Below are 25351 nucleotides of genomic sequence, written 5' to 3'. Positions count from 1 at the left end.
TTCAGCCTGTCCGGCCGTGATCCACCGGACCATCCGGGCAGCGGGAGCCTGGATGGTGCGGCCAGCCCCCCTTGGACCAGGGGGTGGGCGGGAGGCAGGGTGGTGTCGGGTCGTCGAGGGTGAGTCCGGTGCCGGCGATGATGCCGTTGACCGAAATTTCAGGCGCAGGACCCTAGAGGGCCGTACGGTGCACTCCCGCCCGGTACTTGGGGATCCGCACCGTCACCTTCATCCCCGCGCCGACCCCCGTCTCGACGACGAGCCCGTACTCCGCGCCGTACACCTGGCGCAGCCGCTCGTCCACGTTCGACAGGCCGATCCCCGCGCCGGAGGGGCGCTCTCCGCGCAGGATCGACCGCAGCACGTCCGGGTCCATGCCCACGCCGTCGTCCTCGATCGTCACCACGGCCTCCGCGCCCGCGTCGCGGGCCGCGATCGTGACCCGGCAGACGTTCACCGAGTCCTCCAGGCCGTGCTTGACGGCGTTCTCGACCAGCGGCTGGAGGCAGAGGAACGGCAGCGTCACCGGCAGCACCTCGGGGGCGATCTGCAGGGTGACCTTGAGCCGCTCGCCGAAGCGGGCCCCGGCGAGCGCCAAGTACTGCTCGATGGAGCGCAGTTCGTCGGCGAGCTGGGCGAACTCCCCGTGCCGACGGAAGGAGTAGCGCGTGAAGTCGGCGAACTCCAGCAGCAGCTCCCGGGCCCGCTCGGGGTCGGTGCGGACGAAGGAGGCGATCGCGGCCAGGGAGTTGAAGATGAAATGAGGGGAGATCTGGGCCCGCAGGGCGCGGATCTCCGCCTCGACGACGCGGGTCCGCGACCGGTCCAGCTCGGCCAGTTCCAGCTGTACGGAGACCCAGCGGGCGACCTCGGTCGCGGCCCGCACGAGGACGGCGGACTCCCGCGAACCGTAGGCGACGAGCGCCCCGAGCACTCCGTCCTCACCCGTGAGCGGGGCGATCACCGCCCAGCGCAGCGGGCACTCGAACTCCGCGCAGCCGGTGTGCGCGGACCGGCTGCGCCCCGACGCGAGGATCTCGGCCACCTGCTCCATGACATGGTCCCGGTGGTGGCTCTCGCCCGGCCCGTCCCAGGCGAGGACGGCGGAGCGGTCGGTGAGGCAGAGCGCCTCGGTGCCGAGCAGGGAACGCAGCCGCCCGACGGCCTTGCGGGCGGTGTCCTCGGTGAGCCCGGCGCGCAGCGGGGGCGCGGCGAGGGAGGCGGTGTGCAGGGTGTGGAAGGTGGCTCGTTCGACGGGCGTGCCGAGGTCAGGATCGGCGGCCCGTCCGCCGCGCCGGGCGGTGATCCGGCCCAGGACGAACCCGGCCGCGAGCAGGACGGCGGCGGCGGCGCCCGCGGCCGCGAGCGCGGTGCCGCTCACCGGCGGGCTCCCTGGCGCAGCAGCTCCTCGGGCAGATGCAGCCGGGCCAGGATCGCCGGGGTTCCGGGCGGCACGTGGCGCGGGGTGGCCAGCGAGACCAGGATCATGGTCACGAACCCCAGGGGGACCGACCAGACGGCCGGCCAGGCCAGCAGGGTGTGGGCCCAGCCCTCCGCGGGCAGACCGGCCCGGGTCGCCATCACGGCCGTGAGCGCCGAGCCACCGCCGAGCAGCAGTCCGGCGATGGCACCGGGCGGGGTGAGCCGGCGCCACCAGATGCCGAGGACGAGGAGCGGGCAGAAGGAGGACGCCGAGACGGCGAAGGCGAGGCCGACGGCGTCCGCGACGGGAACCTTCGAGGCCAGGACCCCGGCGGTCAGCGGAACGGCGGTGGACAGCAGGGCACCGAGGCGGAAATGCCGTACGCCGCGGTTGGGCAGCACGTCCTGGGTGAGGACTCCGGCGACCGACATGGTCAGCCCGGAGGCGGTGGACAGGAACGCGGCGAACGCCCCGCCTGCCAGCAGGGCGCCCAGCAGCTCCCCGAGCACTCCGCCGAGCATCCGGTCCGGCAGTACGAGGACGGCGGCGTCGGCGGCGCCGGTGAGGGCCAGTTCGGGGGCGTAGATCCGGCCCAGCGCGCCGTACACCGGGGGCAGCAGATAGAAGGCGCCGACCAGGCCCAGCACCACGAGCGTGGTGCGCCGGGCGGCGCGGCCGTGCGGGCTGGTGTAGAAGCGGACGGCGACATGGGGCAGCCCCATGGTGCCGAGGAAGGTGGCGAGGATCAGCCCGTACGTGGCGTACAGCTGGTGGCCGTCGCTCCCGCCGGCCAGCGGCTGGGACCAGCCGAGGGGGTCGGCGCCCGTGGAGGCCCGCTCGGGGACGGTCGCACCCTCGGGGAAGGCGAGTTCGGTGCCGCCCTCGACGCGGTGGGCGCCCTCGTCGAGGGTGACCGGCCGCCGCTCGTACTCCGTGGCGTCGATCCGGCCGGTGACGGTGAGCGTGAGCGGGGCGCCGACCTCGATCCGTACGGTGTCGGCGACGCGGACGACGGTGTGCTCGCGGAAGACCGCCGGGGCGTCGAAGCGGACGCGCGGGGTGTCGTCGCCGAACCAGGCGGCGGTCAGGAAGATCGCGGGGACGAGCAGGGCGGTGAGCTTGAGCCAGTACTGGAAGGCCTGGACGAAGGTGATGCTGCGCATGCCGCCGGCGGCGACGATGCCGGTGACGACGAGGGCGACGAGCACGCCGCCGACCCAGTCGGGGGCTCCGGTGAGGATCTCCAGGGTGAGCCCGGCGCCCTGGAGCTGGGGAAGCAGATAGAGCCAGCCGATGCCGACGACGAGGAGGCTGGCGAGCCGGCGGGCGGGTGGGGATTCGAGCCGGGCCTCGGCGAAGTCGGAGAGCGTGTACGCGCCCGAGCGACGCAGCGGCGCCGCGACCAGGGTGAGCAGGACGAGATAGCCGGCGGTGTAACCGACGGGGTACCAGAGCATGTCGGGGCCCTGGACGAGGACGAGGCCGGCGATGCCGAGGAAGGAGGCGGCGGAGAGGTACTCGCCGCTGATGGCGGCGGCGTTGAGGCCGGGCCCGGCGGTGCGGGAGGCGACGTAGAAGTCGGAGGTGGTGCGGGATATCCGCAGGCCCAGGGCGCCGATGAGCACGGTCGCCAGGACGACGGTGGTGACCGCGGCCACCGCGTAGGTGTGGTTCACGTGCCGTCCCCCGCGCTCAGCGGCCCTCGACGAGGCCGGTGAAGTCGCGTTCGTTGCGTTCGGCGCGGCGGACGTACCAGTGGGCGACGGCCCAGACGACCGGGTACACGCCGACGCCGAGGACGGCCCAGACGACGGTCTCGGGGGCGGGGAGCGCGAGGAGCAGGGGCAGCGAGCCGACCAGGAGGGCGAGCGCGCCGAGGGCGGTGAGCGCCGCCCTGAGCTGACTGCGCATCAGGGAACGGACGTAGGTGTGACCGAGGGTGGTCTGTTCGCTGATCTCGTAGCGGGCGGGCGGATGGCCGGTCCGGGCGGCCGGGCGGGGGCCGGCGGACTGCCGGGGCGGACCGGCGGCACCGTCGCGGAGGGCCGAGGCGTGTGTGACGGTCTCACGCCGGGGCCTGCGCGGCGGTGGCTGCTGGGGCATCGGCGTCCGCTCCGGCGTCTCTCGATCTGCTGGGCCTGTGGAGTCTACGCAGAAGCGATGACGGGCGGTAGACGCGTTCCGGGGCGGCGGTCGAGGCATGCTGGCCGGGGCGCGAGCCGGATGTCAGGGGCGGCCCGCCGCCCGGCGCATCAGCAGGTCGCGCAGCTGGCGGGCGTGCCGGCGGCTCACGGCCAGTTCGGCGGTGCCGACCCGCACGGAGGTCGCGCCGCCGTCGAGGCGCAGCTCGTCGATCCGGTCGAGGGCGACGAGGTGGCTGCGGTGGATCCGCACGAAGCCGCGGTCGGCCCAGCGCTCCTCCAGGGTGGACAGCGGGATGCGGACGAGGTGGCTGCCCTGATCGGTGTGCAGGCGGGCGTAGTCGCCCTGCGCCTCCACGTACGCGATGTCGTCGACGGCCACGAAGCGGGTCACTCCGCCCAGTTCGACGGGCACCTGCTCCGGTGTGCACAGGGGCCCGACGGGCACCGGGGCGGCGTGGACCAGGTCGTGGACGCGGCGGACGGCCTCTGCGAGCCGTTCCCGGCGTACCGGCTTCAGGACGTAGTCGACCGCCTCCAGGTCGAAGGCCTGCACGGCGAAGCCCTCGTGGGCCGTGACGAAGACGATCAGCGGGGGCCGGGCGAATCCGGCGAGCAGCCGGGCGACGTCGAGCCCGGTGAGTCCGGCCATGTGGATGTCGAGGAAGACGACGTCGATGGCCTCCTCTCCGTCGTGCCCCGCCTCCAGGGCCCGCCCGATCCTGCGCAGCGCCCCGGTCGCGTCGGTGGCGCCCTCGGCGCTGCGGATCCGGGGGTCGGCACGCAGGAGGTAGAGCAGTTCCCCGAGGGCCGGCTCTTCGTCGTCGACGGCCAGTACGCGCAGCATGCAGCGGAGTGTAGGCGGGCCGCGCCCGCCGCAGAACCGGCTACTTCAGGAGCTTGGACATCCTGCGGTCGGCGAGCGGCTTCCCGCCGGTCTGGCAGGTGGGGCAGTACTGGAGCGAGGAGTCGCTGAAGGACACCTCGCGGATGGTGTCCCCGCACACCGGGCAGGGCTCGCCGGTGCGGCCGTGCACCCGCAGGCCGCTCTTCTTCTCGGCCTTCAGCTTGCCGGCCGCGATGCCGTGCGAGCGTTCCACCGCCTCGCGCAGGGTGGTCCGCATGGCCTCGTAGAGGGCGGCGGTGTCCGCCTCGTCGAGGTTCTGGGTCGGTTTGAAGGGTGACATCCGCGCCGCGTGGAGGATCTCGTCGCTGTACGCGTTGCCGATGCCGGCGATCAGGCTCTGGTCGCGCAGGGCGCCCTTGATCTGGCGCCGTTCGCCGGCGAGGAGCGCGGTGAACGCGGCCAGGTCGAAGTCGTCGGCGAGCGGGTCGGGGCCGAGCCGGGCGACGCCCGGCACGTCGAGCGGGTCGCGGGCCAGGTGGACGGCGAGGCGCTTGGTGGTGCCGGCTTCGGTGAGGTCGAATCCGTCGCCGGTGGTCAGTGCGGTACGCAGCGCCAGCGGGCCCTTGCCGGGGCGCGGGGGCCCCGAGGGCAGCGGGTCCTTCCACTGCAGCCAGCCCGCCCGGGCGAGATGGATCAGGAGGTGGAGCAGCTCGCCCGTCCTGCCCGCGGTCTCGATGTCGAGGAACTTGCCGCGCCGGGCGACCGCGACGACCTCGGCGCCGTCGAGGTCGCTCAGGGGCGGGTCGTACGTCTTGAGCACGCTGATCGCGACGGGCAGCACGCGGGCGATCTCCTTGCCGACGAGATGCTCGTCGAGGAACTCTCGCAGCGCTTCCACCTCGGGCAGTTCGGGCATGGCTCCACCCTGCCAGGGCCGCCGCCGCGCCGCGCGTTCAGCTCCCCGCCGTCTGCTCCAGCAGGTCGAGCTCGTCGGCGAGCGCGTCCGCCAGCCCGTCGAGGTCGGGGACGGCCTCGCCGTCGGCGACAAGCCCGACGTGGACCCGGCCGCCGTACGGCGACATGGCGACGGCGAGCGACTGGCCCCGGGCGAGCGGCGCCATCGGGTGGAGCGCGCGCAGCGGCGCCCCGGCGAGGGAGAGGGCCGAGCGGGGCAGCGGCACGTTGGTGACGAGGACGTCGAAGAGCATGCGGGCGGCCCCCGAGGCCAGCGGTGCGCCGAAGCGGTGGGCGAGCGGGGGGAGTTGGTCGGCGAGTACGGCGAGGGCCCCGGCGCCGCGCAGCGGGCCTTCGGCCTTGTTGCGGTCCATCGCCCGGCGTACGGCGGCCAGCCTGGCGGCCGGCTCGGGTTCGGTGACCGGCAGGGTCAGGAGGTAGGCGGAGAAGCTGTTGCCGGCGGCGGCCGGGGTTCCGGGGCGCCGGCGGGAGACGGGCACGAGGGCGCGCGGGTCGGTGCCGGGGAGCGGGTCGCCGCGTCCGTCGAGCCAGCGGCGCAGGGCGCCTGCGACCACGGTGAGCAGGACGTCGTTGGCGGTGCCGCCCGCGGTGCGGCGCACCCGGTGGATCCGGTCCATGTCCAGGGTGGCGGTGGCGACCCGGCGGGTGCCGCTGGAGTGGGCGGCGAGGGCGTCGGTGTCGCGTACGTCGAGCCGGCTGGCGCGGAGCACGCTGGCGCCGACCTCGACGGCCCGGCCGAGGTCCTCGATGCGGTCGCGGGCGGCGCCGACGAGCCGGCCGGGTCCGGGCAGCCAGGAGCGCGGGGGTACGGGACGGGCGCGCCGGACGCCGGCCCCTTGGCCGGCGGCGATCTCGTCGAAGATCCCGGCGCCGATGGCGACGGCGCGCATGCCGTCGGCGAGGGCGTGGTGGAGCTTGACCAGGACGGCGAAGGAGCCGTCGGGGGCGCCGGTGAGCAGGTACATCTCCCAGGGCGGGCGTCCTCGTTCGAGCGGGCGCTCCATCAGCTCGCCGGCCAGCCGGGCGGTCTCGGCGCCGAAGTCGGCGCCCGGCAGGGCGATCTCCCGCACGTGCCGTCGTACGTCGAACTCCTTGTCGGCGGCCCAGGCGGCGCCTCCGACGGGCAGCCAGACGTCGCGAACCCGCATGCGGAGCCGGGGGATCGCCGCGGCCCGGCAGGCCAGCAGTCCGAGGACGTCCGGCTCGGCGGGGGCCGGGCCGAAGTGGGCGAGGGCGCCCAGGTGCATCGGGTGGTGGGCGGACTCGAGGTGCCAGAAGGCCAGATCGAGGGGGGCCAGAAGCTCACTGCTCAACGGATCCTCATGTCCTAGAAGGGCAGCAGGAGACCGAAGTCAATCGCGTACAGTCGGTTACGGTCAAGTACGATCTATGTACATAGAGTTAACATCAAACTCGCACCAGACGCATTTGCCGCTGCCGCGTGACTCCACGCCCCACACGTCGGAGATCTGTTCGACCAGCAGCAGGCCCCGGCCGGACACGCCCGACTCCCCCGCCTCGCGGCGCCGGGGCAGGGCGCTGGAGCGGTCCTCGACCTCCACCCGGAGCCGCCGCTCGGGCCCGGCCAGCATCCGCAGGGTCACGATCGCCCCGCCGTCGGTGTGCATCAGCGCGTTGGTGACCAGTTCGTCGGCGACCAGCTCGATCTCGTCCGAGCGGTCCGCGGCGCCCCACGCCCGCACGGCGGCCCTGATCATGTGCCGGGCCGAGCGCAGCGCCTCGGGGTCGCTCTGCCCCACGTGCTGCTGGAGCCGCCCGCCGGTCCGCGGGAAGTACGCCCCGTGGCGGCGCAGCAGCAGGATGGCGACGTCGTCGTCGCCGCCCTGCTCGTCCACGACCTCGCACAGCTCGTCGGCGAGCCGCTGGAGGTCGCGCGGTCCGCGCCGTACCAGCGAGCAGAGCCACCGCATGCCCTCGTCGAGGTCCGTCCCCGGCTTCTCCACCAGTCCGTCGGTGTACAGCAGCAGCGTCTGGTCGGGGTCCAGCTCCAGCGCCGTCACCGGGAAGTCCAGCCGGCCGAACTCCGCCGAGAGCCCGAGCGGGAGCCCGCCCTCGACGGGCAGCCGTCGGCAGCTGCCGTCGGCGTCCTGGATCAGCGGATCCACATGCCCGGCGCGCACCACCTGCATGACCCCGGTCGCGAGGTCCACCTCCACATAGGTGCAGGTGGCGAAGCGGTCCGTGTCCAGTTCGTGGAGGAAGACGGAGGCCCTGGCCATCACGGTCGCCGGGGTGTGCCCCTCGGCGGCGTAGGCCCGCAGCACGATCCTCAGCTGTCCCATGACGGCCGCCGCGTGGGTGTCGTGCCCCTGGACGTCCCCGATCACGGCCCCGACCCGACCACCGGGCAGCGGGATGATGTCGTACCAGTCGCCGCCGATGTCCCGGCCCAGGCGGGCCGAGCGGTAGCGGACGGCGATGTGGGCGCCGGGCACGTCGGGGATGCGGCGCGGCAGCATGGCCTGCTGGAGCCCCTCGGCCAGGTCGTGCTCCTGCTCGTAGAGCATGGCGCGCTGCAGGCTCTGGGCGATGCTGCTGCCCAGCGCGACCAGCAGGTTGCGCTCGTCGGCGCTGAAGCCGGTCCTGTCGCCGTAGAGGAGACCGAGCGCGCCGATGGGGCGGGCCTGCGCGATCAGCGGCAGATAGGCGGCCGAGGTGATGCCGAGGCCGCTGATGTGCGGCCAGAGGATGGGGTACGAGTCGGCGAACTCCTCGGCCGACTCGATGAACCGGGGGGTGAGGGTCCGGACCACCTCGCTCATCGGGTACGGCTCGTCCACCCGGGTGAACCGGGTGCCGGGCACGAACGCGCCGGCCGGCCCCTCGGCCACCAGATGGATCCGGCCCGATTCGAGCAGCCCCATGACCAGGCTGGTGGCGCCGAAGTACTCCAGGCCGTGGGAGTCGTTCAGGAGGTCGATGACGTCCTGGACGGTCCGGGCGTGGGCGAGGGCCGCGGTGGTGCTCTCCACGACACTGGTGCGCTTGCGCCGGCCCTCGTCGAGACCGAGCCGGGCGGCGGACTCGGTCAGCTCCTCGGAGGCGTCGCGGACGATGCCGAGGATGCGGTGGGGGCGGCCGGTCTCGTCGCGGTGGATGAGGCCCTGGGTGTGGGTCCAGCGCTGGCTGCCGTCGCGGCGGCGGATGCGGAAGTAGGCGCCGTAGCGGTCGCTGCCGTCCTTCAGGGCGTGGGTGACGAGGGTGTCGAGCCGGCGTCCCTCGTCGGGCAGGACACGGGAGCTGAGGGTGGTGGGGTCGCCGTCGTATTCGTCGGGGCCCATGTCGAAGACCTTGAGCGCCCCCGCGTCCATGATCATGGTGCCGCTGACCAGGTCCCAGTCGAAGCTGCCCATGCCGAACCGCTCGCCATGGGCGCGCAGGAAGCAGCAGGTCACGCCCCCTGTCCCTGCTTCGCAGCGGCAGGTCTCCGCCGCTTCGGCGCCCCCTCGGCCCGCGTCCATGGGGCCACGCTAGGCGCAGCCCCGGCCGCGCGCACGGCGGAGATCGGGGCACGGGCGGGGCGTGGCTCGGACACGGGTCGGGTTCGGCTCGGCTCGCGGCGGGATCGGGGCTCGGGCGCGGAATCGGGTCCGTCGCGCGCCGGGGGGCGACGCGGGCGCCGGGTTCCGGCCGTCAGCCTTCGAAGGTCTCCGGCTGCTCAGGTCCGGTCTCGAACGGGAACGGGTCCTCCGGGAGCGGTGGCTCCTCCGGTTCGACCGGAGGTTCCGGCAGCTCGGGCGGCACCCAGGGCGGGCAGTCGGACGGGACCTCGGGGTTCGGCGGGACCGTGTCGTACGGATCGGGCTCGCCCGGCGCGATCTGCGTGGGCGGGACCGTGGGCGGGGTGGGGCAGTCGGTCGCGGAGGGCGGCGGGAAGTCGCTCGGCGGGTCGTCGGGCGGACGTTCGCGACCGTCACCGGGCGCGTCGGTGTCGGAAGGCGGGGACTCGCCCGGGGGCGGCGGGGCCTCGGGCGTATCCGAGCCGTCGGGGGAGGTCGGCGTCCCGGACGGCGAGGTGTCCGGCGGCGCGGCGAGGCAGTCCTCGGGCTCGCACGGCGGTACGGCGGCGGGCGGACGGTCCCGCTCTCCGTCGGATCCGGTACGTCGCTCGATCCAGGTGTCGTCCGCGACGTTCACGATGACGAGGCTGTGGACGACGGCCGCGGTGGGCTTGACGACCACCACGCGGTCGGGCCGGTAGCCGGTCCAGGGCCGGCCGCGGTGCACGGCTCCCCGGTCGACGGCGGGCGAGCGCAGCGGGTTGCCGCAGGCGCAGCGGACGCGGGGCGCGCCGTACGGGTCGACGAGGACGGCCGTGCCCGCCTGGAGGACGGACGGGAAGGCGGTGGCCCGGCCGTCGCGGAAACCGTGGTTGGTGACCCGGGTGTCGGCGCGCAGCAGGACCGGAGTGAGTCCCCGCAGCCAGTCGGCGATGCCGGAGTCGGGGATGCCGGCGCTCTCGGCGAAGGCGCGGGCCTTGGCCGGATCGGCGGTGAGGAGTGCGGCCTGCCGCTCGACGTCGCAGCTGGCGACGGACCGTGTTCCGCCGTAGAGGCCGGGCGTGGAGCCGGTGACCTCGCGGACCGGGCCCTCCGGGGCGGGGGTCCTGGGCGGGGACGCGTCCGGCGGGGTGGCCGGCGGGGCGGGGCCTCGCGCGGTGGAGGGAGTGAACGGGTCGGGCCCCGGGGCGGCCACCGGCTGGAGGAGGACCTCGCGCGAGGCGGCCGCGGCCTGCTCACCGCCGCCTCCCCCTCCGTCGCGGCCGTCGCCGGAGGAACAGCCGGCGAGCACCGGCCCCGAGGTCAGGGCGGCGAGCGTGGCGAGCGTGGCGAGGGGCCGTCGTGACCGGCGTGTGGATGAGCGCACGTGATCTCCCGCCTCTTCCGCCCGAGACATTCGCGACATCCTCCAATGTCTGTCGCATCCCCCCCGGTCCCGCAAACGGAGTACATCCATCCGGGACCACCCGGCCCCCTCCCCTTGAACGCGTTCAAGGGGAGGTCTACGCTCAAGGGGCGAACGCTTGAACACGTTCAATCGCCGGGAGAACGCCTCATGGTCCGTCTGATCCGTGCCCTCACCCACCCCGCCGCCGCACCGGGCGTCCTCACCTATCCCGAGGTCGGCGCCACCGGGTCGGGCCGGCTGCCCGCCGGATACCAGTACCTCCACCACACCGTCCGGGTCGGCCACGGCAGGAAGGCCTTCGAGACCGCCGGGGCCGCCGTCACCACCTGGCGGATGCACCGCGCCTCGGGCGCCCGGGTCCGCGCCGACGCGCTCCGCGTGGAGCCCGGCGCCCTGGTGGAGGTCTCGATCGGCGCCGGACCCGTCCGCCTCGTCGCCCCCTGCCAGGTGGTATGGACGGCCTACGAGAGGGACCGCACCGGATTCGCGTACGGCACCCGCGCCCGGCACCCCGAGTGCGGTGAGGAGTCCTTCGTGGTCGATCTCCACCCCGACGGATCGGTCTGGTTCACGGTCACCGCCTTCAGCCGCCCCGCCGCCCTGTACACCCGCCTGGCGGGACCCCTCGCGCCCGCCTTCCAGCACGCGTACGCCCGCCGCCTCGGCCGTACGCTGCGGCGAATCGTCGAAGGGGAGAAGTGAGCGGCGCACCTCGGGCGTTACGCTCCTTTTGTACGCACCTTGTACGCAGTCGTTTTGTACGCAGTCGTTTTGTACGCGGTCGTTTTGTACGCGGTCGTTTTGTACGCGGTCGTTCCATTCAAGGAGCCGGCGATGAGCCAGTACGACGAATACACGAGCCCCTCGCAGGCCGAGGGCGAGCGGCTCGACGAGGACATGGACCCCCAGGAGCGGACGCAGCGCCATCCGCAGACCATGCGCACCACCCCGTCTCAGGCGGAGGGCGAGCGCACGGCGGACGAGGAGGAGAAGGGCTGACGCCCCATGGGTAGCCCGGCGAAGGGCGACGCTCCGAAGGCAGCTCGGCGCCCCGAGCGGACGCGCCCCCGAGCGGATGCCGCTGAGCGGGCGGGGTGAGCGCCGTACCCCCCGGGTCGATACTGGAGGGGATGGAGTGGTTCACCGCACCCGACTACTGGCTGAGCCGGATCGTCTTCCAGCGCGGGCTCGCCGGGCTCTACCTCGTCGCGTTCGTCTCCGCCGCTCTGCAGTTCCGGGCCCTCATCGGCGAACGCGGCATGCTCCCCGTGCCGGAGTACGTGCGCCGGGTGGATCCACGCCGGGCCCCCAGCCTCTTCCACTGGCGCTATTCGGACCGGCTGTTCGCCGCGGTCGCCTGGACGGGCGCCGCCCTGGCGCTCGCCCTGGTGGCGGGCGCGGGTGACGCGGTCCCGCTGCCCGTGTCGATGCTGCTGTGGGCGGTCCTGTGGGCGCTCTACCTCTCCATCGTCAACGTCGGCCAGACCTGGTACTCCTTCGGCTGGGAGTCGCTGCTCCTGGAGACCGGCTTCCTCGCCGTCTTCCTCGGCAACGACGACACCGCGCCCCCGATCCTGGTGCTGTTCCTGCTGCGCTGGCTGCTCTTCCGCGTCGAGTTCGGCGCGGGGCTGATCAAGCTCCGCGGCGACCGCTGCTGGCGCGACCTGACCTGCCTGCACTACCACCACGAGACCCAGCCGATGCCCGGCCCGCTCAGCTGGTTCTTCCACCATCTGCCTCGGCCCCTGCACCGGGTGGAGGTGGCCGCGAACCACGTCGTCCAGCTGGCCGTACCGTTCCTGCTCTTCGCCCCTCAGCCGGTGGCGACGGTCGCCGCCGGCCTGATGGTGGCGACCCAGCTGTGGCTGGTGCTCTCCGGCAACTTCGCGTGGCTGAACTGGATCACCATCGTGCTGGCGCTCTCCGCCATGGACGGATCGCTGCTGGTCGGTGACCATCCGCAGCCCGACCCGCCGCTCTGGTACGTGGTCGTGGTCGTCGCCGCGACGGCGCTGGTCCTGATCCTCAGCTACCGCCCGGCCCGCAACCTGCTCTCCAAGAACCAGGCGATGAACCGCTCGTACGACCCGTTCCACCTGGTCAACACGTACGGCGCCTTCGGATCGATCGGCCGGATCCGGGACGAGATCGTGATCGAGGGCACGGACGACCCGGAGCCGCACCCGGGCACGGTGTGGCGGGAGTACGGCTTCAAGGGCAAGCCGGGCGATCCGCGCCGGCTGCCCCGCCAGTTCGCCCCGTACCATCTGCGGCTCGACTGGCTGATGTGGTTCGCCGCACTCTCCCCCGCGTACGCCCGTGACTGGTTCGGCGGCTTCGTCGAGCGGCTGCTCGAAGGAGACCGGGACACGCTGCGGCTGCTGCGGCACAACCCCTTCCCCGACGCGCCGCCGACGCATGTCCGGGCACGGCTCTACCGCTACCGGTACACGACGTGGCGGGAGCTGCGGGAGACCGGCGCCTGGTGGCACCGGACGCTGCTGCGGGAGTACATGCCGCCGGTCCGGCTCCGCGAGCCCGTGCGCCGGTAGGACGGCGGGGACGGCGGGGACGGCTGGGACGGCTGGGACGGCTGGGAGGCTGGGACGGCTGGGACGGCTGGGACGGAGCATCACGCGGCGGGACACGTCTGTGCCCCCGGCCGAGAGGTTCGGCCGGGGGCACAGACGAAGCGACGGCTACGACTCAGTCGATGCCGGGCAGAATGTGCGGCTCCGCGAGATCGTCCTCGTAGCCCGCCAGTCGGATGGGGGCCGAGCGGGCCCACACTTCCAGGCTGCCCAGCTCGCCGGACCGGCGGGGCCGCTCCGGACTCTCGGCCGGTCGCTTTTCCTGCTTCGTCAGTTCTGGTGTCACCGCGCACTCCCTTGTGTCGCGTACCTATGAGGACATGGCCGTTCGGTCGCGGTGGCGCCGTTTTTCGGGCGGGACCGCGGCCTTGGTGGAAGGCCAGTCCCCAGGCGGGCCGTGGAGGTTTGGTGAAACCCCGGTGGCCGACCGTGGACATCAGAGTAACCAAATGAGCGCACCAGCGCTCTATGGGGCTCGGAAGTGTGACGCGATCGGGTGAAAGTCGACCGGATGGCCGATTACCAGTTGGCGGGCGCGTAGTCCTTGAGGAAGCAGCCGTACAGGTCCTCGCCCGCCTCGCCGCGCACGATCGGGTCGTAGACCCGGGCCGCGCCGTCGATCAGGTCCAGAGGGGCGTGGAAGCCCTCCTCGGCGAGCCGGATCTTGTCCGGGTGCGGGCGCTCGTCGGTGATCCAGCCGGTGTCGACGGCGGTCATGAGGATGCCGTCGGACTCGAACATCTCCTGCGCGCTGGTCCGCGTCAGCATGTTCAGTGCCGCCTTGGCCATGTTGGTGTGCGGGTGGCCCGCGCCCTTGTAGCCACGGCTGAAGACGCCCTCCATGGCGGAGACGTTCACGACGTACGTGCGCTTCGCGGCGGAGGCCGCCATCGCCGGGCGGAGCCGGCTGATCAGGATGAACGGCGCGGTGGAGTTGCACAGCTGCACTTCGAGCAGCTCGACCGGGTCGACCTCGGAGACGGTCTGGATCCAGCTGTTGGTGTCGTGCAGGTCGGGGACGAGGCCGCCGGCGTCGATCGCCGTACCGGCCGCGATCCGCTCCAGGGAGGCCGAGCCGCCGACGAGCGCCAGCTCGGTCACGTCCTGCGCGGTCAGGGCGTCGCCGTGGCGGGCGGACGGCAGCGCGGGGATGGTGTCCACCGCGCCGGAGCCGAAGGTGCCGATGACCTGGGCGGGCGGCAGCTCGCCCGCGGGCAGCGGGGCGGACTCGGCGGCGAGCAGCTCGCTGTACGCCCCCGGGGAGCGGCGGACGGTCTGGGCGGCGTTGTTGATCAGGATGTCCAGCGGGCCCTCGGCCGCGACGGAGTCGGCGAGCGCGACGACCTGGGCGGGGTCGCGCAGATCGATGCCGACGATCTTGAGGCGGTGGATCCACTCGTCGCTGTCCGGCATCGCCTTGAAGCGGCGGATGGCGTCGTTGGGGAAACGGGTGGTGATGGTGGTGTGCGCGCCGTCGCGCAGCAGCCGCAGCGCGATGTACATGCCGATCTTGGCGCGGCCGCCGGTGAGCAGCGCGCGCTTGCCGGTGAGGTCGGCGCGGGCGTCCCGCCTGGCGCGGTTCTCGGCGGCGCAGTTCTGGCAGAGCTGGTGGTAGAAGTAGTCGACCTCGACGTACCGCGTCTTGCAGATGTAGCAGGAGCGGGGGCGCTGGAGTATCCCGGCGATCTGGCCGGCCTCGGTGACGGACGAGGGCAGGATGCCCTCGGTCTCGTCGTCGATGCGCTGGGCGGAGCCGGTGGCGGTGGACTCCGTGACGGCCTTGTCGTGCGCGGTCTTGGCGGCCCGGCGCTCCTGACGGCGGCGCTGCTTCACGGTCCGGTAGATACCGGCCGTCGCGCGGCGGACCGCGATCGCGTCCGGGTGGTCCACGTCCAGCTTGTCGAGCTCGTCGAGGACGCTCAGGCAGACGGCCAGGCGCTCGGGGTCGATGCCCGGCCCGTACTCCTGGGTCTCTTCAGTCACCGTCATGGCCTCTGCCGTTCCTCGATCGCTCGTACGCTCGCGCGCGCCCATATCTCAAAAGAGGAACTTTACGGAGCCGGGGGCCGTGTCTCCAAACCCGTCGGCCCCCTGAGCGCGGGCGGGTGGTCGAAGACACAGTCGCCGCACAGGCCGCCCGCGGGGCTGCGGTAGTACAGGCAGCAGCTGGTGCGGCGCAGGGCCGGGCCCTGGACCGTGCGGGCCAGGTCGGGGTGGTCGAGGAGCCCGGAGACGAGCGCGGCGGCGCGTTCGCCGACCTCGGGGCGTCCCCGGGCGCGGGCCCAGCGGACCAGCTCGCGCAGCGCCCCGGCGAGGGCGGAGCCGGCGTTGCCCCACAGCAGGCGGGGCGAGATCCGGCTGTCGGCGTGGAAGGCCTGGGCCAGCGGTACGAGATGCGCCTCCTGGACGGCCTCGCGCAGCTCCTCGACCGTGCCGGGGCGGGTGGCCGTGCCCGTCCACCAGAGATCGTCGGGCGAGGTGAGCGACCCGTCCCAGTACACGTCGCGCGGGTCGAGGTCCGGGAACCGGCCGTACAGTGCCGCCGGTCCGAGGGCGACGGACCACAGCCGGGCGGCGAGGCCGAGCTGGGCGAGCGAGGCCGCGACCCGCCGCTCGGGGGTGCCGAGCCGGGCCGCGACCGAGTCGACGCGGGCGGTCAGGGGCCCGGTCTCCCCCGCGTACAGACGCGCGAGCGGCGGGGGCTGGCCGATGGACGGTACGGCGGGCGGCGGCGGGGGCTCACCGACGGACGGGCCAGCGGCGGCCGGCGAGGGCTCACCGACGGACGGGCCAGCGGCGGCCGGCGAGGGCTCACCGACGGACGGGCCAGCGGCGGCCGGCGAGGGCTCACCGACGGGCGGGTCGGCGGCGGCCGGGACGGCCCCGGGCGGCGCGCTCGTCCGCAAGGCGAAGAAGCCGCCCACCGACGCGCTCTCGACGAGATCCACCGCACCGCCTCCCGGCTGTCGGCCGCACCCGGATGTCCGACAGGCGCGGTCAAGGTCGGGTCACCCCCGGTCAAGGTTGGGGTCGCCCCGGGTCAAGCCGGGATCGTCTCCGGTCAAGGCCGGGGTCGGCCCCGGTCATGATCGGGTCATGACGGAACCAAGCCGGTTCCGGTGGCCGCCCATCACCGTAACGCTCAGGCGCATGACTCCTCGCCCTTCCACTCCCTCCCTCCTCGCTCCTTCCGTCCCCCCTGCTGCCCTTGCCCCGCGGGATCCCGCCGCTCCCCGGCGGCGCGCCGTGCTGGCCCTGACAGCCGCCGGGGCCATGGCTGCGGGCGTTCCCGCCGCCCGCGCCGCCACCGCCCCGGCGGCTCGCCCGCGCGCCGGGGAGCCGCCGACCGCCGCTCGCGCGCTCGCCGAACTCCGGGCCGGGAACGCCCGGTTCGCGGCCATGCGGCAGACCCACCCGCACGAGGACGCCGTACGGCGCACGGCCGTGGCCGTCGCCCAGCACCCCTTCGCCCTGATACTCGGCTGCGTCGACTCCCGGGTGGCGCCCGAACTCGTCTTCGATCAGGGGCTCGGTGATCTGCTCGCCATACGGTCGGCCGGGCAGGCCCTGGACGAGGCGGTGCTCGGGTCGATCCAGTTCGGCGTGGAGGAGCTGGGCGTACCCCTGGTGGTGGTACTCGGGCACGAGCGGTGCGGGGCCGCGACCGCCGCCGTGGAGTACGTCCGCACCGGACGTCCGGTCGAGGGGCACCTCGCCCGGGTGGTGGAGGAGATCGCCCCCGCCGCGCGCGAGACACGCCACCTGCCCGGTGACTGGGTGGAGCACACGGTGCGGGCCAACGTGGCCATGATCCGGCGAAGACTGGCTCGGGACACGGCGTTCGACCGGGCCCTGATCGTGGGTGCGCGCTTCGACCTGGACAGCGGAAAGGTGGCTTTTCACCTCTCCTGACGTGCGGCGGTATACATCCCCGGGCGTACGGCGGGCGGCCCGAACCGCGACGGTGGTACGCCCGAGGGGGTCCCGGGGTAGGACGACGGGAGCGCCGGAACGAGAGATCGTTGAAGTATGAGCCCCCTCCTCGCGGCCGTGCTCCTCTCACTGGTCTCGGCGATCGCCTACGCGACCGCGGCGATCGTGCAGGAGCGGGTCGCGGCCACCGCCGGCAGCCATACGTACGCTCCGCTGCGGAGCCCGGCCTGGTGGGGGTCGGTGATGCTCAACGGCCTGGGCGCCGCCCTCCACGTGGCCGCCCTCGCCTACGGGCCGCTCAGCGTCGTCCAGCCCCTCGGCGCCCTCACCATCGTCTTCGCGCTGCCCCTGGCCGCGCTCTTCGTCGGCCGCCGGGCCGGCCGCACGGCCTGGCGGGGCGCGCTGACGGCCACCGTCGGCCTCGCGGGCCTGCTCAGCCTCACCGGCGGTGCCCAGGCCGGGCCCCTGGCCGGGTCTCTGGCCGGGAGCGAGCGCTCGCTCCTCGCCGCCGGGACGCTCGGCGTCGTCGTCGCGCTGTTCAGCGCCGCACGGGTGGTGGGCCGTCCGGTGGTGCGCAGCCTCGTCCTGGCGACCGCCGCGGGGGTGTCCTTCGGTATCGCCTCCGTCTTCACCAAGACCGTCGCGGTGGAGTGGACGGCGAGCGCGCCCCTCGCCCAGTGGCCGAGCCTGTTGGTCCTCTCCGCGCTCGCGGTCACCGGACTGCTGCTCTCGCAGGCCGCGTACCGCGGCGCGGGCCTCGCCGCGCCGCTGGCCACGGTCACGGTCGTCAACCCGGTCGTGGCGGCGGCGGTGGGGCTCACGCTCTTCGGCGAGACCTTCCGCTACGGCGCCGCCGGTACCGTGGCGGCGCTGATCTGCGGCGCCGTGGCGGCGGCCGGGATCGTCCAGCTCACGCTGGACCGCCTGACGACGGCGGAGGACTCGCTGCCGGTGTCAGATGCGGGGGTGTCAGATCGAGACCCCCCGCGCACGCAGGTAGGCCAGGGGGTCGATGTCGGAGCCGTACCCGGGCCCCGTCCGCACCTCGAAGTGGAGATGCGGTCCGGAGCTGTTGCCGGTCGAACCTGAACGGGCGATCCGCTGGCCGCCGCTGACCCGCTGGCCGTCACGGACGTGGAGCGCCGAGAGGTGGGCGTACTGGCTGTAGCGGCCGTCGTCGTGGCGGACGACGATCTCGTAGCCGTACGCCCCGCCCCAGCCGGCGGAGACCACCGTGCCGCCGGCCACGGCCTTGACGGAGGTCCCGGTGGGGACGGGGAAGTCGACACCGGTGTGGTAGCCGCTCGACCAGGAGGAGCCGGACACGCGGTAGCGGGTGCCGAGGGACCCTGAGACGGGCGCGCTGAAGCGTCCGGCCTGCGGCGCGGCGGCGGGCCGGGTGGCGGGCCGGGTCTTGGCCTGCGCGGCGGGGGGCTTGGTGGCGGCGGGTTTGGCGGTCGGGCCCTTGGTGGCGGGAGGCTTGGCGGCCGGGGGCTTGGGTGCCGGGGCCTTGGTCTCCGGGGGCCTGGTGGTCGGCGCCTGGGTGGTCGGGGGCTTGGGTGCCGGGGCCTTGGTGGTCGGCGCCTGGGCCGTCGGGGTCTTGCCCGTCGGGGTCTTGGCCGTCGGGGTCTTGGCCGCGGGCCTCTCGGTGGCGGGCGAGGGCTTGGCGGGCACGGTGATCCGGAGGGTCAGCCTCTGCCCCGGGTGGATCAGGTCCGGATCGTCGCCGACCACGGTGCGATTCGCCTCGTACAGCCGCTGCCAGCCGCCGTTCACCCGCTCCTCGCGGGCGATCCGGGAGAGCGAGTCCCCGGGCGTGACGGTGTACATCTCACGGACCGTGGGCACGGTGGTCGGCGTGGCGGCGGGAGGCCGCTCGGCCGCACGTCCGGTCTGCACCGGGCCCCGCTGCCCGGGCAGGGACGCGGGCCGGACCTCGGGGGCGTCGCCACCCCGGACCAGCCCGGCCCGTGCCGAACACGTCGGCCAGGCTCCGGGGCCCTGGCCCTTGAGCACCTTCTCGGCGACGGCGATCTGCTGGTCCTTGGAGGCCAGGTCGGCGCGCGGGGCGTAGTGGGTGCCGCCGTACCGTTCCCAGGTCGACTGGGTGAACTGCAGCCCGCCGAAGTAGCCGTTGCCGGTGTTGATGCGCCAGTTGGAGGAGGACTCGCAGGCGGCGACCTTCTCCCAGACGTCGAGCGCGGCGGCCTGTGCCGAACCGGCGCCGACCAGCGGCAACGCGATCCCGGCACCGCCCGCCGTGACCGTGAGCGAGGCCCGGTTGATCCGGCTCGGCTGCTGTCTGCGGTGTCGTCCGCGTACGGCCATGGCCCCGCCCCCCTTGAACGCGTCAGCAGCCGTCCAAGGTAGGGGCAGGGTGAGGCCGTGGCAAGGGTCCGGGCGGAACCTCAACTCCTCTGTGTCACCTGGCGGTCAGGGGCCGGCAGGACCCGGCTGGGGCTGAGGCTCGGGTTCCGGTACGGGAGTGGGCTGCGGCGGCTCCGGAACCGGGTTCGGCGGCGGGACGGGAGTCGGTTCGGGCTGGGGCCCCGGCGTGGGCGGGGGCACCGGCCCCGGGGGCGGAACCGGCGACGGGGGTACCGGATCGGGGTACGGGTGGGTCATGACGGACCTCTCGGTCGACGGGCCGTTTCTGCACCAGGTTCTCCCGAGACGCGTGCCCCCGCCCGCCGGGACCATTCATCCGGGTCGGAACCCCGCCGCCGGGGCCGTCCGGTCCCTGGAGGCCCTCCCCCGGCCTCAGACGCGGCTGGCGACGGCCTGCGGGCTGCGCCGGGTGTCACTGCCGGGCACCGGCGCGGAAGCATCCGCGCCCAACTCCACGATCCGGTTGTCCGCGTCGACGTGCACCACCCGCGGCACCAGACTCCGCGCCTCGGCGTCCTCGACCTGGGCGTAGCTGATGAGGATCACCAGATCACCGGGGTGCACGAGATGCGCGGCGGCACCATTGATCCCGATCACACCGGACCCGCGCTCACCCTCGATGACGTAGGTCTCCAGCCGGGCCCCGTTGTCGATGTCGACGATGTGGACCAGCTCCCCGGGCAACAGATCCGCCGCCTCCATGAGGTCGGCGTCGACGGTGACGGAACCGACATAGTGAAGGTCGGCCTGCGTCACGGTGGCCCTGTGGATCTTGGACTTGAACATGGTACGCATCATCGAGGTACTCCCGGACTTAGGCTCCCTGCCTGCGTTTTTGCAGGTCAAGGGCGGTTTCCCTACCTTACAACGAGTCGCATGTTCGGTCAGCTTTCACCTGGCTCTTGAGGACTGATGCTGACCAATTGCCGACTTTTCTGACGAGCCGTCAGGTGACTGCAGGAGAGCTTCGCCAACCTTCCTGGACCCCACCGCGACGACTGCACAAGCCTACGCAGCAGCGTCCGAAGGGTGTCCGTGATCACCGTCACTCTGGCGGTCTGGGAGGCGGCCAGGCGCGAGGGCGGTCGCCAGGGAACCGGGATGCGCACCGCCATGGGTTCATGGCGACCCCAGGCCCCTCCATTCCACCTCAAGGATGCCGCCGGAGGAGGCGCCCATGGCTCAACAGGAATCCGATGGGCCGAAGCGGAACGGCAACATAGCCGCGGATCGCCGGTTAGCCAGACCGGCGATTCCCATGACCATGGTTCTAGCTGGTCCGGTGACTACTGGCGGTGGCACAGGACGAGCGTCAAGGACGTTTGGAATGTCGTCGGACAGGCGCCGCAGCATCGAGCCCGTCCTCATGGACACTTCTGAGGTCGCCACGATGCTCAACATGTCCACGAGCTGGGCCTATAAGGGGGCATCGAAACCGGGCTTGAAGGGCTGCAAGCTCGGCCGAGGCAGGAACGCCAAGGTGCTGTACAAGAAGGCCGTCCCTTTCAGCCAGGCTTGTCAGTCGACGCCCAATAGGCGACGCCGTGTATCCGGGCTGGATTGGAATTGGGCGCAGTCTGTCTGGTGGATGATGCGGCCTTTCTGCATGACGGCAACGTTCTGGGCGACGGAGAGTGCCAGGCCCAGATTCTGTTCGACGAGTACGACGGTCATGCCGTCGCTGCTGATCTCGCGGATCACGTCACCCACCTGGTCGACGACGGTGGGAGCGAGACCGTCCGAGGGTTCGTCGAGGAGCAGCAGGCGTGGATTGCCGAGCAGGGCCCGGGCGATCGCGAGCATCTGCTGTTCCCCGCCGGAGAGCTGGTCGCCGCGGTGTCCGAGCCGTTCCCCCAACCGGGGTAGTAGGTCGAGGATCCGGCCCCGCGTCCAGGGCCCGGTAGGGCGGCGGGAGGCGATGGCGAGGTGCTCGGCCACGGTGAGCGGCGCGAAGACCCGCCGTCCTTGGGGGACGATGCCCACCCCGGCTCGGGCGATCGCGTCCACGCGGGCTCCGGCCATCTCCTGGCCGTCCAGGGTGACGCTCCCCTCGTAGGGTCGGACGAATCCCATGACGGTGGAGATGAGGGTGGTCTTTCCGACGCCGTTGCGGCCGAGTAGTGCGAGGATCCCGCCCGCGTCGAGGTCGAGGTCCACGCCGCCCAGAACGGTCCCGCCCGCGTAACCGGAGCGCAGACCGTGCACGCTGAAGAAGGGCTTCACGAGGTGACCTCCATGGTGCCGAGGTAGGCGGTCTGGACTTCGGCGGATGCGCGCACCTCGTCCGGCAAGCCGGTTGTGAGGTGTCTGCCGAGGTGCATGACGGTCACGGTGTCGGCGAGTTCGAAGACCAAGTCAAGATCGTGTTCGATCAGGAGTACGGTCACGTCGGTCGGCAGGGCGACGATCAGTTCGGTCAGTCGCGCCGTCTCCGCCGGCGACATGCCGGCGGCGGGCTCGTCGAGCAGCAGCAGGCGGGGTTCGGTGGCCAGTGCTACGGCGACCTCCAGCTGCCGCCGTTCGCCGTGGGAAAGCGCGGCCGCCGAAACGTCGTGCCGGGCGAGGAGGCCCACCTGCTCCAGGAAGGTGCGGGCACGGTCGATGGCCGCCCGCCGGGCGTTTACGGGGCGCCAGAGACCGGGTCGGGTACTGGCCTGCCGCAGTACGGCGAGGAGGACGTTCTCCAGAACGGTCTCGCGCAGGAAGAGGCTGGAGTGCTGAAACGTTGCCGCGACACCGAGTCCGACCCGCCGGCTCACGGGGAGCCGGGTGACGTCTCGCCCGTTGACGAGGATGGACCCTGCGGTAGCCGCCGAGGTTCCGGAGATGAGACTGAACAGCGTTGATTTGCCAGCCCCGTTCGGGCCGATGATCGCGTGTCGCGAGCCTGCCTTTACGGTCAGGGATACCTCGTCGAGTGCTTTGAACCGCCCGAAGTGCCGGGATATCCCGCGCAGTTGCAGCAGGTCGGGCTCGCTCATGCGGTGCTCCTTCGGCTCGGCTTGCGCGGGAGCCGTATGCCGGCCAGGCCGCGGGGCAGGATGTAGACGGCGGTGACGAAGAGCAGCCCGAGCAGGAGCGGGCCGCGACCGGCGACGGCTTCGAGGTTGCCGAGGTAGTCACGGGTGAGCCATATGAGCGCGGCGCCCGCGCAGGCGCCCCACATCGAGCCGGAGCCTCCGATGACGACGGCCAGCAGCGCCAGGGCGGCGATCTCGAAGCCGGCGTCGCCGGGGGACACGAACCGCTGCACCGACACCCACAAGGCCCCGGCGACGCCGGCCAGCGCGCCGGCGCCGCAGTACACGGTCAGGGCGTATCTCGAGGTGGGATATCCGATCGCCTTCATCCGGGACTCGTTGTCGCGGATTCCGCGCAGGGCGAGCGCGAACGGCGTAGAGCCCAGGCGGGACACAGTCGCGAAGAGCAGGACGAACACGCCCAGGACGTAGAAGTAGACCAGTCCGTCGAGCTCCAGCGCGGACATCCCGGGCAGCGGGACGACGGGCGGGATGGCGGCCAAGCCGTCGGTGCCGTTGGTCAGGGTCTTCCAGTTGACGGCGGCGCTGTAGACGATTTCCCCGATGGCCAGGGTCAGCATCAGGAACACCACTCCCCGGGCCCTGACAGCCAGCCAGCCGGTGGGCAGGGCAACCAGCGCGGCGACGCCCGCGGCGATGAGGAGCTGCAGGATCCCGATGTCGGTGAGCCCTCTGGCCACGATCGCCGCCGTGTAGGCGCCGACGCCGAAGTAGGCCGACTGGCCGAGCGTCGGGAGCCCGGTCAGGCCGGTGAGCAGGTTCACGCTGAGGGCGAGCAGGGCGAACACCAGGATCCGCGACAGCGTACCGACCGCGTAGGGGCCGAGAAGGAACGGCGCCACAGCGAGTGCCAGGAGGACAGCGGCTGTCAGGGGCCGCCGTGCGGCGGAGCGTGCGGGGTTCATGTGCGCACCGCCGATGCGACGAGGCCGTGGGGGCGGACGACGAGGACGACCAGCATCGTGCCGAACAGCAGGAACGGGGCGTACTCCGGGAACAGTGCCACGCCGAGGGTCTGCACCTGGCCGATGAGCAGGGCGCCGGCGAGCGCACCGCGTACCGATCCGAGGCCGCCGACGACCACGACGACGAGGGAGAGGACGAGCACGGTCTCATCGACGCCTGGGCCCGGGCCGAGGATCGGTGCGCCCAGGACACCGCCGACTGCGGCCAGGGCCGCGCCGAACGCGAAGACCCCGTAGAGCACCTTGCGGATGTCGACGCCCAGCGCGCGGACCATGTCCCGGTCGGCGACGGTGGCTCGCACCAGCGCCCCGATGGAGCTGCGTTCGAAGACGAGGTACATGACGATCGCGAGGCAGGCCGCGACGGCGATGAACACCAGCCGGTACACCGGATACGTGTGGCCGAGAAGGTTGACCGTGCCGCGCAGGAAGGCCGGCGGGTCGGTGGGCAGCACATCGCCTCCGAAGGTCGCGGTGAGGAGATCGGCGACGATGAAGGTGATGCCGAGGGTCAGCACGGCCTGGTCGAGGTGTCCGCGCCGGGCCAGCGGCTGTGTGAGGAACGTCAGCCCTGCTCCGCCCACGATGCCCACCAGTGCCCCGGCCGCAAGGGCGAGGAGCAGGCCCGTCAGGCTGCCGTCGGACAGCGCGTAGGCGATGTAGGCGCCGGCGAGGTAGAGCGTGCCATGAGCCAGGTTGAGTACGTCCATCATGCCGAAGACGAGGGAGAGGCCGACCGCGATCGTGAACAGCAGCAGACCGAAGGCGACTCCGTCGACGACGCTGACGACGTTGCCGTCAAACCATTGGGGCATGTCAGCCGCCCAGCCGGCCGAGCTCTGAGCTGAGCGTGTTGGCGCCCTGCTTGACCTCTCGCAGGTACCAGGGCTGGATCGGGGTGCCGCCGGGGTTGAACCGCCAGGTGCCGCGCGGGCTGTCGATGTCCCCCACCTTGGCTATGGCGGTGTTGACCGATTCCGGGGTCACATCGGCGCCAGCCGCCTTGATCGCCTTGTCAAGCACCTGCGCCGCGTCCCATGAGGCCATCGCGTAGGTGGTCGGGTCGGCGCCGTATGCGGTGCGGTAGGCCGGAGCGAACGCCTTGTTGGCCGCGTTGTCCAGGTCCGCGCTGTAGTTCAACGCCGTGAGGATGCCGTTGGCGGCCTCTCCCTGCCCCCTGAGTACGCCACCTTCGGTGAGGAAGCCGGGCGCGTAGAGCGGGATCTTGCCGGCCAGGCCGAAATCGCGGTACTGCTTGACGAAGTCCACGGCCGCACCGCCGGCGTAGAAGCAGAAGACTGCCTTCGCGCCGGATTTTTGGATCTGCGCGAGATATGGCTGGAAGTTCTTGGTGCCCGGGAACGGTGTGTAGACCTCCTTCCCCGCGATCTTGCCTCCCGCCGGGAGGAAGGTCGATTTGAAGCCTTCGATCTCGTCCTTGCCCGCCTGGTATCCCGCGGCGATCAGGAAGACCGGACCGCCGGCCTTCTCGGCGACGTGCTTGCCCAGCGCCTTGCCCGGCTCGTCGTTGACATACGAGGTACGCCATACGTACTGGGCGCCGGTCAGGGTTGTCGGCGAGGCGTTCGAGCCGACGAGGGGTACCTTGGATGTCTCGAACAGGTCCTTGACCCCGTTGATGGTGGCCGAGCTCACCACCCCGCTCACCGCCAGTACCCGATCCTGCTTGACCAGCTTCTCCGCGGCCGCCTTGCCCGAGTCGGCCGTGTCCCCCTCGTCGGCGACCACGATCTGGACCTCGCGGCCGCCGAGCTTGCCGCCGTGCTGCTTGACGTAGAGCTCGAAGCCCTGCTTCATGTCGTCGCCGAGCGCCTTGTAGGTCCCGGACTGCGGGATGAGGAGCCCGATCTTCACGGGCCCGTTCTGCTGGTCACCGCCGCTGCCGAGACTGGCCCCGCCGCATGCCGTGGTGGCCAGCAGGAGACCTGTTGCGACCGCGATCAGACCAACGGGACGAAACCGACGTGCCATGGTGACTCCGAACGTATGTCAGCTCTGCAGGAGCGCAGAAGGTTACACGTGTTTATCGTGTCTCTCAGACGTACGTCAATACTTCACGAGATGGCGGCGCGGACTCCCTCGCCCCCTCTTGACCGC

At 72.5% G+C, this 25351-nt stretch carries 23 protein-coding genes; 5 read left to right on the top strand and 18 right to left on the bottom strand.

What is annotated here, in order from left to right; all coding sequences use genetic code 11:
* Positions 1–172 precede the first annotated feature (172 nt).
* The 8 genes from ACIRB4_RS11125 to ACIRB4_RS11090 form a co-directional block, all read right to left on the bottom strand.
* Positions 173–1381 (bottom strand): sensor histidine kinase, encoded by a 1209-nt coding sequence (locus ACIRB4_RS11125; RefSeq protein WP_403289944.1) that lies wholly within the window; start codon positions 1379–1381, stop codon positions 173–175.
* Positions 1378–3099: a cation acetate symporter gene (locus tag ACIRB4_RS11120; RefSeq protein ID WP_403289943.1), complete on the bottom strand. Its 1722-nt coding sequence runs from the start codon at positions 3097–3099 to the stop codon at positions 1378–1380. Before ACIRB4_RS11120 ends, ACIRB4_RS11125 begins: the two co-directional genes overlap by 4 nt.
* Positions 3100–3115: 16 nt before the next feature.
* A complete protein-coding gene (locus tag ACIRB4_RS11115) occupies positions 3116–3526 on the bottom strand; it encodes a hypothetical protein (protein ID WP_403289942.1) in 411 nt (136 codons plus the stop codon).
* A 123-nt stretch (positions 3527–3649) separates the two neighbouring features.
* Positions 3650–4411, bottom strand: coding sequence for a LytR/AlgR family response regulator transcription factor (locus ACIRB4_RS11110; protein WP_403289941.1), 762 nt, complete (start codon positions 4409–4411; stop codon positions 3650–3652).
* A gap of 40 nt (positions 4412–4451) precedes the next feature.
* Positions 4452–5327: an Fpg/Nei family DNA glycosylase gene (locus tag ACIRB4_RS11105; protein ID WP_403289940.1), complete on the bottom strand. Its 876-nt coding sequence runs from the start codon at positions 5325–5327 to the stop codon at positions 4452–4454.
* A 37-nt stretch (positions 5328–5364) separates the two neighbouring features.
* Positions 5365–6699, bottom strand: a complete 1335-nt coding sequence (locus tag ACIRB4_RS11100) for a wax ester/triacylglycerol synthase family O-acyltransferase (protein ID WP_403289939.1) — start codon at positions 6697–6699, stop codon at positions 5365–5367.
* Positions 6700–6762: 63 nt separating this feature from the next.
* A complete protein-coding gene (locus ACIRB4_RS11095) occupies positions 6763–8760 on the bottom strand; it encodes a SpoIIE family protein phosphatase (RefSeq protein ID WP_403290437.1) in 1998 nt (665 codons plus the stop codon).
* 280 nt (positions 8761–9040) lie between these two features.
* Positions 9041–10273, bottom strand: a complete 1233-nt coding sequence (locus ACIRB4_RS11090) for a DUF6777 domain-containing protein (RefSeq protein WP_403289938.1) — start codon at positions 10271–10273, stop codon at positions 9041–9043.
* A 189-nt stretch (positions 10274–10462) separates the two neighbouring features.
* Here ACIRB4_RS11090 and ACIRB4_RS11085 point away from each other — a divergent pair, with 189 nt between their 5' ends.
* From ACIRB4_RS11085 to ACIRB4_RS11075, 3 genes are all read left to right on the top strand, one after another.
* Entirely contained in the window at positions 10463–11017 is a 555-nt protein-coding gene (locus tag ACIRB4_RS11085; RefSeq protein ID WP_403289937.1) for a DUF1990 family protein, read from the top strand.
* A 132-nt stretch (positions 11018–11149) separates the two neighbouring features.
* Entirely contained in the window at positions 11150–11314 is a 165-nt protein-coding gene (locus ACIRB4_RS11080) for a hypothetical protein (protein WP_403289936.1), read from the top strand.
* A gap of 131 nt (positions 11315–11445) precedes the next feature.
* Positions 11446–12867 carry a lipase maturation factor family protein gene (locus ACIRB4_RS11075; protein WP_403289935.1) on the top strand — a complete coding sequence of 474 codons (1422 nt, stop codon included), beginning with the start codon at positions 11446–11448 and terminating at the stop codon, positions 12865–12867.
* Between the two features lie 154 nt (positions 12868–13021).
* Here the strand turns inward: ACIRB4_RS11075 and ACIRB4_RS11070 are convergent, their stop codons facing one another.
* From ACIRB4_RS11070 to ACIRB4_RS11060, 3 genes are all read right to left on the bottom strand, one after another.
* Positions 13022–13192, bottom strand: coding sequence for a hypothetical protein (locus ACIRB4_RS11070; RefSeq protein WP_403289934.1), 171 nt, complete (start codon positions 13190–13192; stop codon positions 13022–13024).
* A 233-nt stretch (positions 13193–13425) separates the two neighbouring features.
* A complete protein-coding gene (locus tag ACIRB4_RS11065) occupies positions 13426–14895 on the bottom strand; it encodes an SDR family NAD(P)-dependent oxidoreductase (RefSeq protein ID WP_403289932.1) in 1470 nt (489 codons plus the stop codon).
* Positions 14896–14957: 62 nt separating this feature from the next.
* Positions 14958–15617: a (2Fe-2S)-binding protein gene (locus ACIRB4_RS11060; RefSeq protein ID WP_403290434.1), complete on the bottom strand. Its 660-nt coding sequence runs from the start codon at positions 15615–15617 to the stop codon at positions 14958–14960.
* A gap of 562 nt (positions 15618–16179) precedes the next feature.
* Between ACIRB4_RS11060 and ACIRB4_RS11055 the strand changes: the two genes are divergently transcribed.
* Positions 16180–16818, top strand: coding sequence for a carbonic anhydrase (locus ACIRB4_RS11055; RefSeq protein ID WP_403289930.1), 639 nt, complete (start codon positions 16180–16182; stop codon positions 16816–16818).
* 117 nt (positions 16819–16935) lie between these two features.
* Positions 16936–17928, top strand: a complete 993-nt coding sequence (locus ACIRB4_RS11050; protein WP_403289929.1) for a DMT family transporter — start codon at positions 16936–16938, stop codon at positions 17926–17928.
* Here the strand turns inward: ACIRB4_RS11050 and ACIRB4_RS11045 are convergent.
* The 7 genes from ACIRB4_RS11045 to ACIRB4_RS11015 all read right to left on the bottom strand — a co-directional run bounded on the left by ACIRB4_RS11045 (position 17809) and on the right by ACIRB4_RS11015 (position 25225).
* Positions 17809–19167, bottom strand: coding sequence for a transglycosylase family protein (locus tag ACIRB4_RS11045; RefSeq protein ID WP_403289927.1), 1359 nt, complete (start codon positions 19165–19167; stop codon positions 17809–17811). The two genes, ACIRB4_RS11050 and ACIRB4_RS11045, sit on opposite strands and share 120 nt — an antisense overlap.
* Positions 19168–19599: 432 nt before the next feature.
* A complete protein-coding gene (gene panD, locus ACIRB4_RS11040; RefSeq protein WP_403289925.1) occupies positions 19600–20025 on the bottom strand; it encodes an aspartate 1-decarboxylase in 426 nt (141 codons plus the stop codon).
* 720 nt (positions 20026–20745) lie between these two features.
* Positions 20746–21450 (bottom strand): ABC transporter ATP-binding protein, encoded by a 705-nt coding sequence (locus ACIRB4_RS11035; RefSeq protein WP_403289924.1) that lies wholly within the window; start codon positions 21448–21450, stop codon positions 20746–20748.
* Positions 21447–22208 (bottom strand): ABC transporter ATP-binding protein, encoded by a 762-nt coding sequence (locus tag ACIRB4_RS11030; protein WP_403289922.1) that lies wholly within the window; start codon positions 22206–22208, stop codon positions 21447–21449. The genes ACIRB4_RS11035 and ACIRB4_RS11030 overlap by 4 nt, the downstream gene beginning before the upstream one ends.
* Positions 22205–23173 (bottom strand): branched-chain amino acid ABC transporter permease, encoded by a 969-nt coding sequence (locus ACIRB4_RS11025; RefSeq protein WP_403289921.1) that lies wholly within the window; start codon positions 23171–23173, stop codon positions 22205–22207. The genes ACIRB4_RS11030 and ACIRB4_RS11025 overlap by 4 nt, the downstream gene beginning before the upstream one ends.
* The gene (locus tag ACIRB4_RS11020; RefSeq protein ID WP_403289919.1) at positions 23170–24048 is read right to left on the bottom strand and encodes a branched-chain amino acid ABC transporter permease; all 879 of its coding nucleotides are present in this window, start codon (positions 24046–24048) and stop codon (positions 23170–23172) included. Before ACIRB4_RS11020 ends, ACIRB4_RS11025 begins: the two co-directional genes overlap by 4 nt.
* Position 24049: 1 nt before the next feature.
* Positions 24050–25225: an ABC transporter substrate-binding protein gene (locus ACIRB4_RS11015; protein ID WP_403289917.1), complete on the bottom strand. Its 1176-nt coding sequence runs from the start codon at positions 25223–25225 to the stop codon at positions 24050–24052.
* Positions 25226–25351: the final 126 nt, after the last annotated feature.

The organism is Streptomyces sp. NPDC093600 (assembly GCF_044764755.1).
In the GTDB taxonomy this organism is placed as follows: domain Bacteria; phylum Actinomycetota; class Actinomycetes; order Streptomycetales; family Streptomycetaceae; genus Streptomyces.
This window is presented reverse-complemented; position numbering and strand designations above follow the sequence as displayed.